The organism is Pseudomonas plecoglossicida NBRC 103162 = DSM 15088 (assembly GCF_000730665.1).
In the GTDB taxonomy this organism is placed as follows: domain Bacteria; phylum Pseudomonadota; class Gammaproteobacteria; order Pseudomonadales; family Pseudomonadaceae; genus Aquipseudomonas; species Aquipseudomonas plecoglossicida.
The window spans coordinates 39,508-60,093 of sequence record NZ_BBIV01000002.1 but is presented as its reverse complement, the minus strand read 5'-3'; the positions used below and the strand labels follow the sequence as shown (position 1 = coordinate 60,093).

Sequence of the window (20,586 nt, the reverse complement as noted above, 5' to 3'; positions counted from 1 at the left end):
GTTTATATAACTGTTTTTGTTTGGGTGGCCCTATCGCCGGCAAGCCGGCGATAGCGCACTTGCAATCAACAGATCAGCTGGCCTTGTTCGGCTCGCGGATCTTGTACCAGGCCACATACAGCGCCGGCAGGAACAGCAGCGTCAGCAGCGTTGCACTGATGATACCGCCGATCATGGCGTAGGCCATCGGCCCCCAGAACACCTCACGGGCGATCGGGATCATGCCCAGGCTGGCAGCCGCCGCCGTCAGCAGGATCGGCCGGCGGCGGTGGTTGGTGGCTTCCACGACCGCATCCCAAGGCGAATAACCCTGCGCCTCGAACTCATCGATCTGGGTCACCAGGATCACCGAGTTACGGATGATGATGCCCGCCAGTGCCAGAATGCCGAGGATCGCCACGAAGCCCATGGGCGTGCCCGTTGGCACCAGCGCCAGGACCACGCCGATCACCCCCAGCGGCGCCACGCTGACCACCAGGAACAGTTTCTGCGTGCTGTGCAGCTGGATCATCAGGAAGGTCGCCATCAGGAACAGCATCAGCGGGATGACCTTGCGGATCGGGCCCTGGGCCTTGGCACTCTCCTCCACGGTACCGCCGGTTTCCACCTGATAGCCGACCGGCAACTTGCTGGCGAACTCGTCGATGCTCGGTTTGAGCTGGGCCACCAGGTCGGTGGGCTGGATATCGCCATTGACCGAAGACTTGATGGTGATGGTCGGTTTCCGGTCGCGGCGCCACACCAGCGGTTGCTCCAACTCGTAGCGCACGGTGGCGAACGACAGCAGCGGTATCGAGGTGCCGCTTGGGGTAACGATCTGCAGGTTCTGCAACGTGTCCGGCGAGCCCCGCTCGCTGTCCACGGCGCGCGCGATGACATTCACCAGGTAGATGTTGTCGTTCACCTGGGTCACCGGCGCACCGCTGACGATGCTGTTCATCACGTTGGCCACGTCCTCGGAAGACAGCCCCAGCTGGCGCGCCTTGTCCTGGGCGATTTCCACCCGCAGTACCTTGCCGGGCTCGTTCCAGTCGAAGATCATCTCGCCGATGTGCTCGTTGCTGTCGAGCAAGGTGGCCAGGTCGATGGCATGCTTGCGCACCAGATCGATGTTCGGGCCACTGACCCGGTACTGCATCGGCCGCCCCACCGGCGGGCCCATTTCCAGCGACTGGACGTTGGTGCCGACGCCGACGAACTCTTCGTGCAGGATCTTCTGCAGGCGCGCCATCATCCCCGCGCGCTCCTTGAAGCCTTTGCTGACGATCACCAACTGGGCGTAGTAGGGGTTCTGCAACTGCTGGTCCAGTGGCAGGTAGAAGCGAATGGCGCCCTCGCCGATATAGGTGCTCCAGTGCACCAGGTCCGGGTCGTCCTTGATGCGCGCCTCGAAGCGGTCGACCACCTTGCGCGTCTCTTCGATCGAGGCGTTTTGCGGCAGGTTGAGGTCGACCAGGATTTCCGGACGGTCCGAGGACGGGAAGAACTGGTTCTGCACGAAGCGCAGGCAGAACAGCGACAGGGCGAACAGCAGCACCGTGCCGATGATGGTCAGCCAGCGGTGGCGCATGCACCATAGCAGCCCGCCTTCGAACGCCCGCCCGACCCGACCGGGTTCGGCCTCGTGGGCCTTGAGCTTCTCGGCCTTGAGGATATGCACGCCCAACACTGGCGCGAAGAACACCGCCACCACCCAGGACACGATCAGCGCCACGGCGATCACCGCGAACAAGGTGTAGGTGTACTCACCGGCCGAACTGCCATTGAGGCCGATCGGCACGAAGCCGGCCACGGTCACCAAGGTGCCGGTCAGCATGGGGAAGGCCGTGGAGGTGTAGGCGAACGTCGCCGCCTGCTCCTTGGTATCCCCCAGTTCCAATCGTGTGACCATCACCTCCACGGTGATCATCGCATCGTCCACCAGCAAACCCAGGGCAATGATCAGTGCGCCCAGCGAGATCCGCTGCATGGTGATGCCGCTGTACTCCATGAACACGAAGACCATGGCCAGCACCAGCGGGATCGAACAGGCTACCACCAGGCCGGCACGAATCCCGAGGCTTACGAAACTCACCGCAAGGACGATCACCACCGCTTCGAACAGGGCGCTGGTGAAGCCACCGACCGCCTCTTTCACCACCACGGCCTGGTCCGACACGGTGTACACGCCGACGCCCACGGGCAGGTCGTTGATCACGCTGTCCATCTTCTTCTTCAGCGCAGCACCGAATACCTGCATGTTGCCGCCGGCCTTCATGCCGATCGCAAGGCCGATGGCGGGTTGGCCGTTGTAGCGGAACATCGGCGAAGGCGGGTCGACGTAGCCGCGCTCGATTTCGGCGATATCACTGAGGCGGAAGAAGCGGTCGTTGATGCGCAGGTTGACCGTCTGCAGGTCTTTCTCCGAGGCGAACTGCCCGGTGGTCCGTACCGAAATGCGCTCAGGCCCGGCCTCGATCACACCCGCCGGGGTCACGGCGTTCTGCTGTTGCAGGGCCTGCATGACCTGGCGCTGGTCGATGCCCAGGGCCGCCAATTTGCGCGTGGAGAAATTCAGGTAGAGCACTTCGTTCTGGGTGCCGACCAGCTCGATCTTGCCGATGTTGGGCACCTCGCGCACCTCGGCGCGGGTTTGTTCCACGTAGTCGCGCAGCTGACGATGCGTCAGGCCGTCGGAGGTAAAGGCGTAGATCGAGCCATACACGTCACCGAACTCATCGTTGAACGCTGGCCCTTGGATACCTTGCGGAAACTGGCCGCGGATATCCTGGATCTTCTTGCGCACCTGGTACCAGATTTCCGGGATGTCGGGCGCCTTGGTGGTATCGCGCAAGTAGACGTAGACCGTGGACTCGCCGGGGCGGGTGTAGCTCTTGGTGTAATCGAGGGAATCGAGTTCCTCGAGCTTCTTCTCGATACGGTCGGTGATTTGATACAGCGTCTCGTCCTGGGTCGCACCGGGCCAGCGGGTCTGGATCACCATGGTCTTGATGGTGAACGACGGGTCCTCCTCACGGCCCAGGTTGAAGTACGAAAAAATGCCCATCAGCAGGCCGACGAACATCAGATACCAGACGAACGACTGGTGACGCAGTGCCCATTCGGAGAGGTTGAAGCTTCCTTTCATTGTGAATCCTCGTCGAATGTGACCTTCTGGCCTGGCTTGAGACTGTTTACGCCGGCGGTAACGACACGTTCGCCAGGCTGCACGCCGGATGCCAGCACGATGCTGTCGTCCGTGCGCTCGATCAACTTCACGTCACGCATGGCGACGGTTTTCTGCTGCGGGTCGATCACCCACACTTGCGTCTTGCCCTCGTGTTCCAGCAGCGCACTGCGGGGCAGTTCGCTGCGCGGGGAAATCGCCGAGGTCAGGGTGACGCTGATCGCGGTGCCCAGGTGGAAGGCACTGGGCGTGCTGGCCAAGGTCAGGCGGGCGCGCCGCGTGCGGGTGGCTGCGTCGGCCTGGGGCCCCAGTTCGCGCAGGGTGGCGGTGGTATTGATGCTGCTGTCCAGTTGCGAGGCGACGGTGAAGGTGAGGTCCTTGGTCAGCGCCTCGGCAATGCCGATCGGCAGATCGATCACTGCTTCCTTGACGTCCGGGCGAGCCAGGGTGACCACCGGCTGGCCCGCTGTCACCGTCTGCCCGGCCTCGGCCTGCCAGTTGGTGATGACCGCCGCATGGTCGGTGCGCAGCGTGCTGTAGTCGAGCTGGTCGCGCGCCTGGCTGACGGCCGAGCGGGCCTGCTCCAGGCTGGCACTGGTGGTTTTCAGGTCGGTCTGGGCGATGTCCAGCTGTGCCTGGGCACCGACGCCGCGGTCGTACAGCTGTTGCTGACGACGGGCATTGGCCTGGGCGTTGATCCATTGCGCCTGGATCTTGGCCAGGTCGCCCTCGGCGGCACGCAGCTGGTTCTGCTGATCGGTCGGGTCGAGCGTGGCCAACGTGTCGCCAGGCTTGACCTGGGCGCCCACGTCGAGCCAGCGACGGGCGATGCGCCCGGCAACACGAAAGCCCAGGGTGCTTTCAAAGCGCGCCTGGATAGTCCCGGCGAAGCGACCCAGATGCGACTGGTCCTGGGCTTCCACCAGGGTCGAAAGCACCGGGCGCACGGCTTCGGCGGGCGCTTCTTCTTTGCCGCAGGCCGTCAACAGCAGGCCGCTGGCAAGCACGAACAACATTCGCCTCATGGTGCGGCTCCTCCATCCTTGGCATCGACCTTCTGCACTTGCATGCCTGGATGCAACAGCTGGCCACCACTGACCACGACGGTCTCGCCCCCTTTGATACCTTCGGCGATGACGACCTTGCCGGTGAGGTAGCGGGCCACCTGGACCTTGCGCAATTCGACCTTGTCGTCGGCACCCACTACCCATACGCCAGGCTCGTGCACATCCTTGGTCAGCGCAGCCCAAGGCAGCTCGATGCTCGGCCGCCCCTGGGCATTGGCCGTGGCGGTCACCGGCGAGCCCAGCTGCATGGCCGGCGGTACGTTGCGCAAGGACACCTTGACCTGCACCGTGCCACTTTGCGCCGACACCGTCGGGGTGATTTCGCGAACGAAGCCCTGGGCCTGGACCTTGGGGTCATCCAGCAGGCTGACGATGACCCCGGCGTCGCTGGGTGGCGACACCAGCAGCGATTCATAGACGTTGAACACCGCGTCGCGGTCGCCATCGCGGGCCAGGGTGAAGATCGGCATGGTCGCCTGGACCACCTGGCCGACCTCGGCCTGACGCGCGGTAATCACGCCATCGGCCTCGGACACCAGCGCGGTGTAGCTCAATTGCTCATTGGCGTTGGCCAGTTGCGCCTGGGCGGCCTTGAGTGCGCTCTGGTTGCTGCGCAGCGCCGCCTCGGCCGAATCGTATTCGCTTTGGCTGGTGTAGCCCTTGGGCAGGAGTTTCTGTTGCCGCACGAACGCGGCGCTGGTCTGTGTCACCCGCGCCTGGGCGGCGAACACTTCGGCCTTGGCCGAGTCGACGTTGTTCTGCAGGTCTTTCGGGTCGAGCCGCGCCAGCACCTGGTTGGCCTTGACGTGATCGCCCACATCGACGCTGCGCGAGATGATCTTGCCGCCCACGCGAAATGACAGGTCGGTCTGCACCCGTGCCTGAACGTCGCCGGTGAGGGTAACCCTGGCCGCGAAATCGGTGGGTTGGACTTGAAGCACGCCCACCCGGGGCTTGGGCTCTGGTGGTTGTTCCTTGCTACAGCCCGTTAGCAAGTACAGCAGGCCGAGGCCTGCCATAAACAGTGGACGCGTGACCCTCATGCAGGCTCCTAAGCTTGCGCGCAAAACAATTCGAAAAGTTGCGACTGTTAGCGTAGATCAGGGTTCGACAAACGGCACTGACAAGGATCAGTTGGTAATCGATGGTGAGCAGGATAATCAGGAGGCAGCGCGATTCGCTGTGGGAGCCGGCTTGCCGGCGATGAGGCCAGAGCGGGTGGAAGACCGTTAGGGCGCTATCGCCGGCAAGCCGGCTCCCACAGGGTGCATCACCGCTTTGAAAGCCTGTGATGTACCTGTGGGGGCGGGCTAACAGCCGGTCAGGCCGACGCAGCAGCGGGCGCTGGGCGCTTGATCTGGGGCTGCGACACGTTGGCTGCAGCACCTTCCTCGATGGCCTGCTGGATCGCCTTGCGACGACGCTCTTCGGCCTGGCGGCTGAAGTACCAGACAAAGAAGGTCACCAGCGACACCGACAACAGGATCAGGCTGGCCACGGCGTTGATTTCCGGCTTCACGCCCAGGCGCACTGCCGAGAACACTTCCATCGGCAAGGTGGTCGATCCCGGCCCGGACACGAAGCTGGCCAGTACCAGGTCATCCAGCGACAGGGCGAACGACATCATGCCGCCCGCCGCCAGCGACGGCGCGATCATCGGGATGGTGATCAGGAAGAACACCTTCCACGGCTTGGCACCCAGGTCCATGGCCGCTTCCTCGATCGACAGGTCCAATTCACGCAGGCGTGCCGACACCACCACCGCCACATAGGCCGCGCAGAACGTGGTGTGGGCGATCCAGATGGTGACGATGCCACGTTCCTGCGGCCAGCCGATCATCTGCGCCATGGCCACGAACAGCAGCAACAGCGACAGACCGGTGATCACCTCGGGCATGACCAGCGGCGCGGTGACCAGGCCACCGAACAGCGTGCGGCCCTTGAAGCGGGTGACCCGGGTCAGCACGAAGGCCGCCAGGGTACCCAGTGCCACTGCGGCCACCGCCGTGTAGCAGGCGATTTCCAGCGAGCGCATCACCGAGCCCATCAGCTGGGTGTTGTCGAGCAGGCCGACGTACCACTTCACCGACCAGCCGCCCCACACCGTCACCAGCTTCGAGGCGTTGAACGAGTAGATCACCAGGATCAGCATCGGCAGGTAGATGAACAGCAAGCCGAGCACCAGCATCAGCTTGGAGAAACCGAAGCGCTTCATGCCCTGCCCTCCATTTCTTTGGCCTGGCTGCGGTTGAACAGCAGGATCGGCACGATCAGGATCGCCAGCATCACCACTGCCAGGGCGGAAGCCACCGGCCAGTCACGGTTGTTGAAGAACTCTTGCCACAGCACCTTGCCGATCATCAGGGTTTCCGGGCCGCCGAGCAGTTCAGGAATCACGAACTCGCCCACCACCGGGATGAACACCAGCATGCAGCCGGCGATGATGCCGTTCTTCGACAGCGGCACGGTGATCTTCCAGAAGCTGTTGAAGGTGCTCGAACCCAGGTCCGATGCCGCTTCGAGCAGGCTCTGGTCGTGCTTCACCAGGTTGGCGAACAGCGGCAGGATCATGAACGGCAGGTACGAATAGACCACGCCGATGTACACCGCCAGGTTGGTGTTGAGAATCTGCAGCGGTTGGTCGATCAAGCCGAGCCACATCAGGAAGGCGTTGAGCAGGCCGTTGTTGCTGAGAATACCCATCCAGGCATAGACGCGGATCAGGATCGCGGTCCAGGTCGGCATCATGATCAGCAGCAGCAGGACCGTCTGGGTTTCCTTCTTGGCGTTGGCAATGGCGTAGGCCATCGGGTAGCCGATCAGCAGGCACAACAGGGTGCTGAAGAAGGCCATCTTCAGCGAGCCCAGGTAGGCCGAGATGTACAGCTCATCCTCGGTCAGCAGGCCATAGTTGGCCAGGTTCAGCACCAGCTGGACCTTGTCCTCGACGTAGCTGTAGATCTCGGTATACGGCGGGATCGCCACGTCGGCTTCGGCGAAGCTGATCTTCAACACGATGAAGAACGGCAGCATGAAGAACAGGAACAGCCAGATGAACGGCACGCCGATCACCACGTGCCGCCCCTCCGGGGTAAGACGCTGGAACGCTCGCTTGAGCTTGCGAAGTTTCATGACCGCAGTACCACGCCGCTGTCGTCTTCCCACCACACGTACACTTCATCGCCCCAGGTCGGCCGGGTGCCCTGGCGCTCGGCGTTGGCGACGAACGACTGGACGATCTTGCCGCTCGGCAGCTCGACGTAGAACACCGAGTGGCCACCCAGGTAGGCGATGTCGTGGACCTTGCCGCGCGACCAGTTGTGTTCGCAGGTCGGCTGCTGGGAGGTAACCAGCATCTTCTCGGGGCGCAGGGCGTAGGTGATGTGCTTGTCTTCCACCGAGGTGGTGATGCCGTGGCCGACGTAGATCTTGCGCTCCAGTTCAGGGCTGGCAATGATCGCGTGGCCTTCGGCGTCGTCGACCACTTCACCTTCGAACAGGTTGACGTTGCCGATGAACTCGCACACCAGGCGGCTGGTGGGGGTCTCGTAGATGTCCACCGGCGAGCCGATCTGGGCGATCCAGCCCAGGTGCATGATGGCGATGCGCTGGGCCATGGTCATGGCCTCTTCCTGGTCGTGGGTCACCATCACGCAGGTCACGCCCACGCGCTCGATGATCTCCACCAGTTCCAGTTGCATCTGCGAACGCAGTTTCTTGTCCAGGGCGCCCATCGGTTCGTCGAGCAGCAGCAGTTTCGGACGCTTGGCCAGCGAACGGGCCAGGGCCACGCGCTGGCGCTGGCCGCCGGAGAGCTGGTGCGGCTTGCGCTTGGCGTACTGGGTCATGTGCACCAGCTTGAGCATCTCAGCCACGCGGGCATCGATCTCGGCCTTGGGCATCTTGTCCTGCTGCAGGCCGAAGGCGATGTTCTGCGCCACGGTCATGTGCGGGAACAGCGCGTAGGACTGGAACATCATGTTGATCGGCCGCTCGTAGGGCGGCATGTCGGTGATGTCGACGCCATCGAGGAAAATCCGCCCTTCAGTAGGGCGCTCGAAACCGGCCAGCATGCGCAGCAAGGTCGATTTACCGGACCCGGAGCCACCCAGCAAGGCGAAGATCTCGCCTTTGCGGATTTCCAGGGACACATCGTCCACCGCTACCGTTTCGTCGAACTTTTTTGTGACCCGGTCGATCTTGACCAGCACCTGCTTGGGTTGCTGGCCACCCTCGAGGGCTTTCTTATAGGCACCGGAGGCAACTGCCATGAGTGAAACTCCCAACAAGATTTTGTTGCCCGCCGCGGCTTTTGCAGCGGGCCTGGATTGTTACTTGCCCGACTTGACCTTGGTCCAGCTGCGGGTCATCAAACGTTGCACCTTGGGTGGCAACTCACTGTTGACGAACATCTTGTCCAGCACTTCCTGCGGTGGGTAAACCGCGGCGTCAGTCCTCACGGCCTGGTCCATCAGGTCGCCAGCCTTGGGGTTCGGGTTGGCGTAACCGACGTAATCACTGACCTGGGCGATAACCTCAGGTTTCAGCAAATAGTTGATGAAGGCGTGGGCCTCTTTCACGTTCTTGGCGTCCTTGGGGATCGCCAGCACGTCGAACCAGAGGTTGCCACCTTCCTTGGGAATCGCGTATGCCAGGTTCACGCCCTTTTTCGCCTCTTCGGCGCGGGCCTTGGCCTGGAACACATCGCCGGAGAAACCTGCCGCGACGCAGATGTCGCCGTTGGCCAGGTCGGTGATGTACTTGGACGAGTGGAAATAGGTCACGTACGGACGCACGGCCAGGAGCTTCTGCTCGGCCTTTTCGTAGTCCTTGGGGTCGGTGCTGTTGGGATTGAGGCCCATGTAGTTGAGCACCGCCGGGAGCATTTCGTCCGCCGAGTCGAGGAAGGCCACACCGCACTTGGAGAGCTTCTTCATGTTCTCGGGTTCGAACAGCACGGCCCATGAGTCGATGGTGTCCACGCCCAGCGCGGCCTTGACCTTGTCGACGTTGTAGCCGATGCCATTGGTGCCCCACAGGTAAGGCACGGCGTACTGGTTGCCCGGATCGTTCTTTTCCAGGCGTTTCATCAGCGCCGGGTCCAGGTTGGCGTAGTTCGGCAGCAGCTTCTTGTCGAGCTTCTGGAACGCGCCCGCCTTGATCTGCTTGCCGAGGAAATGGTTGGACGGCACCACCACGTCATAGCCGGTGTTGCCGGCCAGCAGCTTGCCTTCCAGGGTTTCGTTGGAGTCGAACACGTCTTGCACAGGCTTGATGCCCGTGGCTTTCTCGAAGTCCGCGAGGGTGGTCGGGCCGATATAGTCGGACCAGTTGTAGAAATGCACCGTTGGCGCCGCTTGGACGCTGCATGCCAGCGTCAGGCCCGCTCCAGCCATCAAGGCCTTGCGTAGTAGGGAAATAGACAAGTGGGTGGTCCTCACAATCAGTGCCTTGGTCACGGCGCAGTGTTGCTGCGCAGGCAAAACCGGCGCGCAACTTACCTTCGCAGCTTCGATGCCGCAATCATCAATTGCCATTCACTGGCTCTGGGCCGGAAAACCCCGGCCCAGAGGTATTGCATCGGGCTTACTTGCCCGACTTGATCTTGGTCCAGCTGCGGGTGATTTCGCGCTGGGCGGTCTTCTCTGGCGCCTTGATGGCGTACAGTTGCGCCTTCACTTCCTCGGACGGGTAGATCGCCGGATCGCCGGTGATTTCCTTGTCGACGAACTCGGTGGCCGCCTTGTTGCCGTTCGGGAAGCGCACGGCGTTGGTGATGCCGGCCATCACTTTCGGCTGCAGCAGGTATTCCATGAACTTGTAGGCCGCGTCGACGTTCTCGGCGTCTTTCGGAATGGCGACCATGTCATAGAAGGTGCCGGCACCTTCCTTCGGAATGACATAGCTCAGCTTGACCTTGTCGCCAGCCTCGTGGGCACGCGCCTTGGACTGCTCGATGTCACCCGAGTAACCCACCGCCACACAGATGTTGCCGTTGGCCAGGTCGGAGATGTACTTGGACGAGTGGAAGTAGGTGATCGACGGACGGATTTTCAGGAACAGATCTTCGGCGGCTTTCAGATCTTCCTTCTTGGTGCTGTTGCTCGGCTTGCCCAGGTAGTGCAGCGCGGCCGGGATCATCTCGGTCGGTGCATCGAGGAAGCTCACGCCACAGCTCTTGAGTTTTTCGAGGTTCTCGGGCTTGAACACGACATCCCACGAGTCGATCTTGTCCACGCCCAGCGCGGCCTTGACCTTCTCCGGGTTGTAGCCGATGCCAATGGAGCCCCACATGTAGGGGAAGGCGAACTTGTTGCCTGGGTCGCTGGCATCGCCAACAGCCTTGAGCAGGGCCGGGTCGAGGTTGTTCCAGCTCGGCAGCTTGGAGCGGTCCAGTTCCTGGTAGACGCCAGCCTTGATCTGCTTGGCCAGGAAGTTGTTGGACGGCACGACGATGTCATAGCCGGACTTGCCAGCAAGCAGTTTGGCTTCAAGGGTTTCATTGCTGTCGAAGACGTCGTAGACGACTTTGATGCCGGTCTCTTTTTCAAAGTTGGCCACGGTGTCCGGGGCGATGTAGTCCGACCAGTTGTAGACGTGCAGCACCTTGTCGTCAGCTTGAACAGCGGTAGCCATGGCACCCATCAGGGCTGCGGCCAGCAACGTCTTGCCCATTTTCTTCATGCGTCATGCTCCAGATTTTTTTGATTAGCCATCCGTTCAGCAGCCAGGTCCCGCAGTACACGCGTCGAGCGACTGAAACAGTCGCTAGTCTGGCAAGTTACAAGGCGCTGTTTCAAGGAAAGCAGCCCCTTGCAACCAACTAATGTCACAACGCTAGCCTAGCAAAGGCTCACTGGATCGCTTCGAGGGTCAGATCCAGGCACTTGCGCGCCTTTTCAACCAGCTCGTCGACCTCCGCATGGCTGATCACCAGCGGTGGTGCAATGATCATGGTGTCGCCTACGGCACGCATGATCAGGCCGTTCTCGAAACAGAAGTTGCGGCATACCATGCCCACGCCCTTGCCCTCGTAACGGCTGCGGGTCGCCTTGTCCTTGACCAGCTCGATCGCGCCGAGCAGGCCCAGGCCGCGAACCTCGCCCACCAGCGGATGGTCCTGCAGTTCCCGCAGACGTTTTTGCAAGTAGGGTGCCACTTCCGTACGCGCATGCTCGACGATCTTCTCGTCGCGCAGGATGCGCAGGTTTTCCAGGCCCACAGCGGCCGCCACCGGGTGACCGGAGTAGGTGAAGCCGTGGTTGAAATCACCGCCTTCGCTGAGCACCTTGGCCACGGTGTCACGCACGATCACACCGCCCATGGGGATGTAACCGGAGGTGAGGCCCTTGGCGATGGTCATCAGGTCGGGCTTGAGGTCGTAGTAGTCGGAGCCGAACCACTCGCCGGTACGGCCAAAGCCGCAGATCACTTCGTCGGCGACGAACAGGATGTCGTACCTGGCGAGGATCTCCTTGACCTTCGGCCAGTAGGTATCCGGCGGAATGATCACACCACCGGCGCCCTGGATCGGCTCGGCAATGAAGGCGGCGACGTTGTCCTCGCCCACTTCCAGGATCTTCTTCTCCAGCTGCTCGGCAGCCCACACGCCGAAATCATCCGGGGTCATCTCGCCGCCTTCGCCGAACCAGTACGGCTGCGGGATATGCACGATGCCCGGGATCGGCAGGCCGCCCTGCTCGTGCATGCCGCTCATGCCGCCCAGGCTTGCGCCAGCGACGGTGGAGCCGTGGTAGCCGTTGATGCGGCCGATGATGGTCTGCTTCTGTGGCTTGCCCTTGAGCGCCCAGTAGTGACGGACCATGCGCAGCACGGTGTCGTTGCCTTCGGAGCCGGAGCCGGTGAAGAACACGTGGGTCATGCCCTCGGGCGCCACATCGGTGATGGCCTTGGCCAATTCCAGTGCCGGCGGGTGGGCGGTCTGGAAGAACAGGTTGTAGTACGGCAGCTCGCGCATCTGCTTTTCGGCAGCCTGCACCAGCTCTTCACGGCCATAACCGACCGCCACGCACCACAGGCCGGCCATGCCATCGAGGATCTTGTGCCCTTCGCTGTCCCACAAATGCACACCCTGCGCCTTGGTGATGATGCGCGGCCCCTTCTCCTTCAACTGCTTGTAGTCAGAGAAGGGTGCAAGGTGGTGCTCGCCGCTCAGGGTTTGCCATTCACGGGTTTGCGGGTTTTTGACGCTCATGTGCTTCTCCATGGTCCACAGGCCGCCGGTGGGCGGCCTCAGGGTTGATCACACAGCAAACAGCAGGAACTCACGCTCCCAGGAGCTGATGACACGCTTGAAGTTCTCATGCTCGGCACGCTTGGTGGCGACGTAGCCGGTGATGAATTTCTTGCCCAGGTACTGGGTCAGCGCACGGCTGATTTCCATGCGTTCCAGGGCATCTTCGATGGTCAGCGGCAGGCGCAGGTTGCGCCTTTCGTAGCCGCGGCCCACGACCGGGGCACTGGCGTCGATGCCTTCGACCATGCCGATGTAGCCGCACAGCAGGCTGGCGGCGATGGCCAGGTAAGGGTTGGCGTCGGCGCCCGGCAAGCGGTTCTCGACGCGGCGGTTCTGCGGGCCGGCATCCGGTACGCGCAGGCCGACGGTGCGGTTCTCCTCGCCCCACTCGACGTTCACCGGCGCCGAGGTGTCGGGCAGGAAGCGGCGGAACGAGTTGACGTTGGGGGCGAACAGCGGCAGCGCTTCAGGGATGAACTTCTGCAGGCCGCCGATGTGGTGCAGGAACAGTTCGCTCATGCTGCCGTCTTCATTGCTGAAGATGTTCTTGCCGGTGGCCGCGTCGACCACGCTCTGGTGCAGATGCATGGCACTGCCCGGCTCGCCGGTCATCGGCTTGGCCATGAAGGTGGCCGCCACGTTGTGCTTGAGCGCCGCCTCGCGCATAGTGCGCTTGAATACCAGGATCTGGTCGGCCAGGTGCAGGGCGTTGCCGTGACGGAAGTTGATCTCCATCTGCGCCGTGCCGTCTTCGTGGATCAGCGTGTCGAGGTCCAGCTGCTGCAGTTCGCACCAGTCGTAGACGTCCTCGAACAGCGGGTCGAATTCGTTGGCCGCCTCGATGGAGAACGACTGGCGCCCGGTTTCCGGGCGGCCCGAACGGCCAACCGGGGGCTGCAGCGGGAAGTCAGGGTCTTCGCTGCGCTTGGTCAGGTAGAACTCCATCTCCGGCGCGACGATCGGCTGCCAGCCCTTGTCGGCGTAGAGCTTGAGGACTTTCTTGAGGACGTTGCGCGGCGACAGCTCGACAGGGTTGCCCTTCTTGTCGTAGGTGTCGTGGATGACCTGCGCGGTCGGCTCGATGGCCCAGGGCACGAGGAACACGGCGTCTTCGTCCGGGCGGCAGATCATGTCGATATCGGCCGGGTCGAGCAGTTCGTAGTAGATGTCGTCATCGACGTAGTCGCCGGTAACGGTCTGCAACAGCACACTCTCGGGCAGGCGCATGCCTTTTTCGGCGATGAACTTGTTGGTCGGCGAGATCTTGCCGCGGGTAATGCCGGTCAGGTCGCTGATCAGGCATTCGACTTCGGTGATCTTGTGCTCTTTCAACCAATCGGTGAGCTGGTCGAGGTTATTACTCATAAATACCTCAGGAGGTAATGTGGTCCGCGCATTGATTCTGGATGGAGTGGATTGCTAAAGCAAAAACACCCACGCAGGAGCACAGTGGATACACTGCAAATGAGCGTGTCCATAATGAGTTCGAAAGGCAGGAAGGCGAAAAGCGCAGCGAAATGACGCCACGAGGGACGGTCCAGGAGCGCAAAGCGTCAATTATTGCGGCCAGGGCGACCACAACGCGTCTGATGCTTGCAGGAACGGCAGGGATACCCGACTGCACTGCGCAGGCAGCGCTTTCAGGTCGCGACAAGCGGACCATGTGACCCTCGTATTATTGTGTTCTGGGTTGAGACCGAGCTTAGCCTTGTTCATTTTTTTACACAACACCTCCGTAAAAAATAAAACACGGCATGTCGGAGATAGCCCTTGGCAGCGGAAATAGCGGATAATGGCACGCCCCGATATGCGGCAAATCTGCCGTCGATGTGCCATTTCAGGGCATCATGGGGTTGGCTTGACATCAGTAGGGCTTTTCGATTGACTGGTCTGGCAAGCCCCCCTTGATTGATATTTTTAACAACAAAGGTGTTGCATCATGTCGGTACCCCCGCGTGCCGTTCAGCTTAACGAAGCGAACGCGTTCCTTAAGGAACATCCTGAGGTTCTCTACGTTGACCTTCTGATTGCAGATATGAATGGTGTGGTGCGTGGCAAGCGCATAGAGCGCACCAGCCTCCACAAGGTTTACGAGAAAGGCATCAACCTGCCTGCCTCCCTCTTCGCCCTGGACATCAACGGTTCCACCGTCGAAAGCACCGGGCTCGGCCTGGACATCGGCGATGCCGACCGCATCTGCTACCCGATCCCTGGCACTCTCTCCAACGAACCCTGGCAGAAGCGCCCGACCGCGCAACTGCTGATGACCATGCACGAACTCGAAGGCGAGCCGTTCTTCGCCGACCCACGCGAAGTGTTGCGCCAGGTGGTGAGCAAGTTCACCGACATGGGCCTGACCATCTGCGCCGCGTTCGAGCTGGAGTTCTACCTAATCGACCAGGAGAACGTGAACGGCCGCCCGCAGCCGCCACGCTCGCCGATCTCGGGCAAGCGCCCGCAGTCGACCCAGGTCTACCTGATCGACGACCTCGACGAATACGCCGACTGCCTCCAGGACATCCTCGAAGGTGCCAAGGAGCAAGGTATCCCGGCCGACGCCATCGTCAAGGAAAGCGCCCCGGCGCAATTCGAAGTCAACCTGCACCACGTCGCCGACCCGCTCAAGGCCTGTGACTACGCCGTGCTGCTCAAGCGCCTGATCAAGAACATCGCCTACGACCATGAAATGGACACCACGTTCATGGCCAAGCCCTACCCGGGCCAGGCAGGCAACGGCCTGCATGTACACATTTCCGTGCTGGACAAGGATGGCAACAACATCTTCACCAGCGAGGATCCCGAGCAGAACGCCGCGCTACGTCACGCTATCGGCGGTGTGCTCGAGACCCTGCCCGCGTCCATGGCGTTCCTCTGCCCGAACGTCAACTCGTACCGCCGTTTCGGCGCGCAGTTCTACGTACCGAACGCGCCGAGCTGGGGGCTGGACAACCGCACCGTGGCCCTGCGCGTGCCGACCGGCTCGCCGGATGCCGTGCGCATCGAACACCGCGTCGCCGGTGCCGACGCCAACCCGTACCTGATGATGGCAGCCGTGCTGGCCGGCGTGCACCATGGCCTGACCAACAAGGTCGAGCCGGGTGAACCGATCGAAGGCAACTCGTACGAGCAGCTGGAGCAGAGCCTGCCGAACAACCTGCGCGATGCCCTGCGCGAGCTGGACGACAGCGAGATCCTCAACAAATACATCGATCCGAAGTACATCGACATCTTCGTCGCGTGCAAGGAAAGCGAGCTGGAGGAGTTCGAGCACTCGATCTCCGACCTCGAGTACAACTGGTATCTGCATACTGTGTAAGTGAAAACGCCGCCCATCAGGGCGGCGTTTTTCATTTCGGGGAATGTGCAGGCTTGCCGGCGATAGGGCCGGTGAAGTCTTACAACGGCTTCTCGAAAATCTTCGAATTGCGCTGGTAGTTGTACAACGAAGCCCTCGCCGCCGGCAGCCGCTCCACACCACTGGGCGTGAAGCCACGCTCCCGGAACCAGTGCGCAGTGCGCGTGGTAAGCACGAACAAGGTATTCAAACCCAACGTCCGCGCCCGGCCCTCGATGCGTTCGAGCAGCTCATCCCCGCGCCGACCATGGCGATACTCCGGGCTCACCGCCAGACACGCCAGCTCCCCTGCCTGCGAATCGGCAATCGGGTACAACGCCGCACAGGCGATGATCATGCCCTCGCGTTCAACGACGCTGAACTGCTCGATCTCCCGCTCCAGCACCTCACGCGAGCGCCGTACCAGGATGCCCTGCTCTTCCAGCGGGCTGATCAGCTCCAGCAAGCCACCGACATCCTCGATGGTCGCCTCGCGCACCACTTCGAACTGTTCCTGCGACACCAGCGTACCGCCACCCCCGCGGGTGAACAGCTCGGTGAGCAGGGCGCCGTCCTCGGCGTAGCTGACGATATGGCTGCGCGCCACGCCGCCCTTGCACGCCTCGGCCGCCGCATCCAGCAACTCACCCTGATAGTCGTTGCCCAGGCGCGCCAGATGCGGCGCGATCTGCTGCGGGCGCAGCTCGCGCACCAGCTTGCCGTGCTCGTCCAGCAAGCCAGGCTCGGCGCCGAACAGCAGGAGCTTGTCGGCACCCAGCTCGATGGCGGCGCGGGTAGCCACGTCTTCGCAGGCCAGGTTGAAGATCTCACCGGTTGGCGAGTAGCCCAGCGGCGACAGCAGCACGATCGAGCGCTCGTCGAGCAGGCGACTGATGCCCTTGCGGTCGATGCGGCGCACTTCGCCGGTATGGTGGTAGTCCACCCCTTCGAGTACGCCGATAGGGCGCGCGGTCACCAGGTTGCCGCACGCCACCCGCAGGCGCGACCCCTGCATCGGCGATGCAGCGATGTCCATCGACAGGCGCGCCTCGATGGCCAGGCGCAAGGCCCCGACTGCATCGATCACACAGTCCAGCGTGGCGGCATCGGTGATGCGCAGGCCATGGTGGTAATGCGGGGTCAGGCCCCGGGCCTGCAGACGGCTCTCGATCTGCGGGCGCGAACCATGCACCAGCACCAGGCGCACGCCAAGGCTGTGCAACAGCACCAGGTCGTGGACGATGTTGCCGAAATTCGGGTGTTCCACCCCATCGCCGGGGAGCATGACCACGAAGGTGCAGTCGCGATGGGCATTGATGTACGGGGAGGCATGACGCAGCCAGTTGACGTAATCGGGCATGACAGGGCCTGTGGATAAAGTGGACGGAGAACGGTGGATGGCACGGCGTTCAGGATCATCGTCGGAACAGGCTTGCGGTCACGCGCGGTCTCCTCTAGGCAATGACGAATCAGCAGGGTGGAGGTTCAATCCAGGCAATAGTGCCGGATGAGATCACGCAATAGACGCACGGTAGGCTCGATTCGTGACATTTCAAGGTATTCGCCGGGTTGGTGGGCACAGGCGATATCGCCGGGGCCGAGGACGATGGTCTGGCAACCCAGCTGCTGAAGATAAGGCGCCTCGGTGCCGAACGCCACCGCTTCGGCGCGATGCCCGGTCAGGCGTTCGGCCACGTGCACCAGTTCGCTATCAGCGGCTTGCTCGAATGGCGGCACGGCTGGGAACAGCGGCGCATAGTCGATGCGCACTTCATGACGCTCGGCCACAGGCCGCAGTTTTTCGCCAATGGCTGCGCGCAGCTGCTCCACATCCATGCCCGGCAGCGGGCGCAGGTCGAACTCCAGGGCGCATTGGCCGCAGATACGGTTGGGATTGTCACCGCCGTGGATGCAGCCGAAGTTCAGGGTCGGCGTGGGCACGCTGAATTGCGGGTTGCGGTAGGTATCCTGCCACTGCCGGCGCAGGCCCATCAGCTCGCCCATCACCGCGTGCATGGCCTCCAGGGCGCTGTGACCGAGGCTTGGGTCCGACGAATGGCCGCTGCGTCCGAGGATGTCGATGCGGTCCATCAGAATGCCCTTGTGCATGCGGATCGGCTTCAAGCCCGTGGGCTCGCCGATCACTGCCGCACGGCCCAGCGGCTGCCCGGCCTCGGCCAGGGCGCGGGCGCCGGACATCGAGCTTTCCTCGTCGCACGTGGCGAGAATCAGCAGCGGCTGCTTGAAGTCATGCTCCAGCAAAGGGATCACCGCCTCGATGATCAAGGCGAAGAAGCCCTTCATGTCGCAACTGCCAAGGCCCACCCAGCGACCGTCGATCTCGCTCAGCTTGAGCGGATCGCTGACCCACAGCTGTTCGTCATAGGGCACCGTATCGCTATGACCGGCGAGCACCAGGCCACCCGGGCCGGTACCTCGGCTGGCCAGCAGGTTGAACTTGCCCGGGCTGACCTGCTGGATATCGCAGCGAAAGCCCAGGTCGCCCAACCAGCCTGCCAACAGGTCGATGACCTGGCGATTGGACTGGTCCAGCGCAGCCTGGGTGCAGCTGACCGACGGCGCGGCGATCAGCGCGGCAAACTGTTCCTTGAGTGTGGGCAACGGCATGCGCGTACTCCTCGAAAGCGTCGCCCATCATAGGGCCATCCGCCGTAAGGAATAAACCGTTGCCAGCCCAGTCCTGTAGACTGCACGGCAATCACGCCCTCCCTTCGAGCCTGCGATGCACAAAGAAACCGAACTCAAGCTCCGCGCCAGCCGCGACACCCTGGCCGCCCTGCGCGAGCATCCTCTGCTGAAAAAGCGCAACAAGTCCGGCTGGCAGACCCGCGAACTGCTCAACCAGTACTTCGACACCCCCGAGCGCGACCTTTCCGCCGCCCGTGTCGCCCTGCGCCTGCGCCGCGATGGCGAGGAAGTCATCCAGACCCTGAAGTGCCGTGGCCAGAGCGTTGCCGGCCTGTCCGAGCGCAACGAGTACGAGTGGCACCTGGACAAGGTCAAGCTGGACCTGAAAAAGCTCGACGCCACCTGCTGGCCCGAGCAACTGGCCGACCTGGACAAGAAGACCATCAAGCCGCTGTTCACCACCGACTTCACCCGCGAATTCGCGGAGATCGCCTGGGGCCGTGGCAAGAGCAAGGTAGTGATCGAAGCGGCGCTGGACCAGGGCTTCGTGATTGCCGGCAAGCGCAAGGAAGAGATCTGCGAGCTGGAGCTGGAGCTGCGCGAAGGCGACCCCGAAGCGCTGCTGGAACTCGCCGCAGAGCTCGCCGCCAGCCTGCCGCTGATGCCCTGCGACATCAGCAAGGCCGAACGCGGCTACCGCCTGCTGGAGCCGGACAGCTACGAGCTGAGCCTGCCGCACACCGAGCTGCACGCCGAGATGGCCCTGGACGATGCCTTCACCGCCCTGGCCTGGCAGTTGCTCGGCAGCAGCCAGCGCCTGGCCGAGCAATACCGCCACAATGGCCATTGGCGCCTGCTGCAGGACTGGGTGCAGTGCCTGGCCGAACTGCGCGCCCTGGTCAGCAGCCTGGGCCAGGCGGCGCCGCGTGCCACTACCCGCGAACTGCGCGCCAGCCTCGACGCGCTGCTGGAAGACTGGCGCCCGCTGGTGCAGGCGGGCAATGACGACGAGGACATCCGCCGCGCCGCCCCCGAGCAGTTCATCGATGAGCTCGAGGATGTGCGCTGGGGCCAGTTCTCGCTGGAAACGTCCCGCTGGTTGCTGGCCCGCGCCTGGACCGTGGAACGCAAGGGCCGCGGTGAGCGTCAGGGCAAGGCGCAGCTGGCCAGTTGGCTGGCGCACTTGCTGGGCGAGGAGGGCCGCGCGCTGAAACTGCCGCTGTACACCCAGCGTCCGGAAGACCTGGCCGAGCAGTTGCCGCGCATCGAGCAGTTGCTGGCGTGGTTGCACCATGCGCGTCAGGTGCTTGAGGCGCCGCAGATGGACCGTCTGTATGGTGACTTGAAGAAGCTGCATGAGCTGGCCGAGCAGCCGCTGTCCGATGAGCCTGACGAGCTGCTCGAGGCCCGTGTCGAACAGGCCCGTGCGATCGACCAGAGCCGTGGCTGGAAGCACCTGCTCAAGGCTTGATAACCGCTGTGCCCCCATCGCCGGCAAGCCGGCTCCTACAGGGTCAGGTGTGATTCCTGTGGGAGCCGGCTTGCCAGCGATGGGCTCAAGGCATCAATGGCAGGCTGGTAGTGGACTTGATCTCCGACAGCGCCACAATCGAATTGACCTCCTGAATCCCCGGCACGTTCGACAGTTTCTCGAAGAAGAACCGCTCGTAGGCTTCGATATCCGACGTGACGATGCGCAGCAGAAAATCCACCGCCCCCATCAGCACATAACACTCCAGCACTTCCGGAAAGCCGCGAATCGCCTCGGTGAATTCGGTGAAGTTGGATCTACCATGGGCGTTGAGTTTCACCTCGGCGAAGATCTGCGTGTTCAACCCCACCTTCTTGCGATCGAGCAAGGTCACCTGCCCGCGAATCACCCCTTCGTCCTTGAGCCTTTGAATTCGGCGCCAGCAGGGTGATTGCGAGAGCCCCACGCGTTCGGCGATCTGGGCGCTCGAGAGAGACGCGTCCGCTTGCAGCAGTTCAAGAATGCGCCGGTCGTAAGCGTCCAGTTCGCTTTGCATAAACAATCTCTCCATATGTCGGTCTGCGAATTGATCAATTCTCTGCAGGCTGAATTTCGCCCGATAATAGCGAAAAAATACCCACC

The 20,586-nt window shown here is 62.5% G+C and carries 15 protein-coding genes; 2 read left to right on the top strand and 13 right to left on the bottom strand.

Features of this window, described 5'->3' with window-relative positions:
• Positions 1 to 73: 73 nt before the first annotated feature.
• The 10 genes from PPL01S_RS00380 to PPL01S_RS00330 all read right to left on the bottom strand — a co-directional run bounded on the left by PPL01S_RS00380 (position 74) and on the right by PPL01S_RS00330 (position 13,855).
• Complete coding sequence (locus tag PPL01S_RS00380; RefSeq protein WP_028625037.1) at positions 74 to 3,127, bottom strand: efflux RND transporter permease subunit; 3,054 nt, start codon at positions 3,125 to 3,127, stop codon at positions 74 to 76.
• Positions 3,124 to 4,191: an efflux RND transporter periplasmic adaptor subunit gene (locus PPL01S_RS00375; protein ID WP_016392443.1), complete on the bottom strand. Its 1,068-nt coding sequence runs from the start codon at positions 4,189 to 4,191 to the stop codon at positions 3,124 to 3,126. The genes PPL01S_RS00380 and PPL01S_RS00375 overlap by 4 nt, the downstream gene beginning before the upstream one ends.
• Entirely contained in the window at positions 4,188 to 5,276 is a 1,089-nt protein-coding gene (locus PPL01S_RS00370; RefSeq protein ID WP_016392442.1) for an efflux RND transporter periplasmic adaptor subunit, read from the bottom strand. The genes PPL01S_RS00375 and PPL01S_RS00370 overlap by 4 nt, the downstream gene beginning before the upstream one ends.
• 278 nt (positions 5,277 to 5,554) lie before the next feature.
• A complete protein-coding gene (locus PPL01S_RS00360; protein WP_028625035.1) occupies positions 5,555 to 6,448 on the bottom strand; it encodes an ABC transporter permease subunit in 894 nt (297 codons plus the stop codon).
• Positions 6,445 to 7,365: an ABC transporter permease subunit gene (locus tag PPL01S_RS00355; RefSeq protein WP_016392439.1), complete on the bottom strand. Its 921-nt coding sequence runs from the start codon at positions 7,363 to 7,365 to the stop codon at positions 6,445 to 6,447. Before PPL01S_RS00355 ends, PPL01S_RS00360 begins: the two co-directional genes overlap by 4 nt.
• Positions 7,362 to 8,504: a polyamine ABC transporter ATP-binding protein gene (gene potA / locus PPL01S_RS00350; RefSeq protein WP_016392438.1), complete on the bottom strand. Its 1,143-nt coding sequence runs from the start codon at positions 8,502 to 8,504 to the stop codon at positions 7,362 to 7,364. The genes PPL01S_RS00355 and potA overlap by 4 nt, the downstream gene beginning before the upstream one ends.
• 60 nt (positions 8,505 to 8,564) lie before the next feature.
• On the bottom strand, positions 8,565 to 9,659 hold the full coding sequence (locus PPL01S_RS00345; RefSeq protein ID WP_016392437.1) for a polyamine ABC transporter substrate-binding protein: 1,095 nt from the start codon (positions 9,657 to 9,659) through the stop codon (positions 8,565 to 8,567).
• Positions 9,660 to 9,819: 160 nt separating this feature from the next.
• On the bottom strand, positions 9,820 to 10,917 hold the full coding sequence (locus PPL01S_RS00340) for a polyamine ABC transporter substrate-binding protein (protein ID WP_028625034.1): 1,098 nt from the start codon (positions 10,915 to 10,917) through the stop codon (positions 9,820 to 9,822).
• A 169-nt stretch (positions 10,918 to 11,086) separates the two neighbouring features.
• Positions 11,087 to 12,448 (bottom strand): aspartate aminotransferase family protein, encoded by a 1,362-nt coding sequence (locus PPL01S_RS00335; protein ID WP_016392435.1) that lies wholly within the window; start codon positions 12,446 to 12,448, stop codon positions 11,087 to 11,089.
• 48 nt (positions 12,449 to 12,496) lie between these two features.
• Positions 12,497 to 13,855: a glutamine synthetase family protein gene (locus PPL01S_RS00330; RefSeq protein ID WP_016392434.1), complete on the bottom strand. Its 1,359-nt coding sequence runs from the start codon at positions 13,853 to 13,855 to the stop codon at positions 12,497 to 12,499.
• Positions 13,856 to 14,429: 574 nt separating this feature from the next.
• On the opposite strand from PPL01S_RS00330, the gene PPL01S_RS00320 reads away from it, so the two are divergent.
• The gene (locus PPL01S_RS00320; RefSeq protein WP_016392433.1) at positions 14,430 to 15,806 is read left to right on the top strand and encodes a glutamine synthetase family protein; all 1,377 of its coding nucleotides are present in this window, start codon (positions 14,430 to 14,432) and stop codon (positions 15,804 to 15,806) included.
• A 79-nt stretch (positions 15,807 to 15,885) separates the two neighbouring features.
• Here PPL01S_RS00320 and argA read toward each other — a convergent pair whose 3' ends face one another.
• Together argA and argE are read right to left on the bottom strand one after the other, a co-directional pair.
• Positions 15,886 to 17,184 (bottom strand): amino-acid N-acetyltransferase, encoded by a 1,299-nt coding sequence (gene argA / locus PPL01S_RS00315; RefSeq protein ID WP_016392432.1) that lies wholly within the window; start codon positions 17,182 to 17,184, stop codon positions 15,886 to 15,888.
• 125 nt (positions 17,185 to 17,309) lie between these two features.
• The gene (argE, locus tag PPL01S_RS00310; RefSeq protein WP_016392431.1) at positions 17,310 to 18,452 is read right to left on the bottom strand and encodes an acetylornithine deacetylase; all 1,143 of its coding nucleotides are present in this window, start codon (positions 18,450 to 18,452) and stop codon (positions 17,310 to 17,312) included.
• A gap of 115 nt (positions 18,453 to 18,567) precedes the next feature.
• On the opposite strand from argE, the gene PPL01S_RS00305 reads away from it, so the two are divergent.
• Positions 18,568 to 19,944: a CYTH domain-containing protein gene (locus PPL01S_RS00305; protein ID WP_016392430.1), complete on the top strand. Its 1,377-nt coding sequence runs from the start codon at positions 18,568 to 18,570 to the stop codon at positions 19,942 to 19,944.
• Positions 19,945 to 20,029: 85 nt separating this feature from the next.
• Here the strand turns inward: PPL01S_RS00305 and PPL01S_RS00300 are convergent, their stop codons facing one another.
• On the bottom strand, positions 20,030 to 20,500 hold the full coding sequence (locus PPL01S_RS00300) for an Lrp/AsnC family transcriptional regulator (protein WP_016392429.1): 471 nt from the start codon (positions 20,498 to 20,500) through the stop codon (positions 20,030 to 20,032).
• Between the last annotated feature and the right edge of the window lie 86 nt (positions 20,501 to 20,586).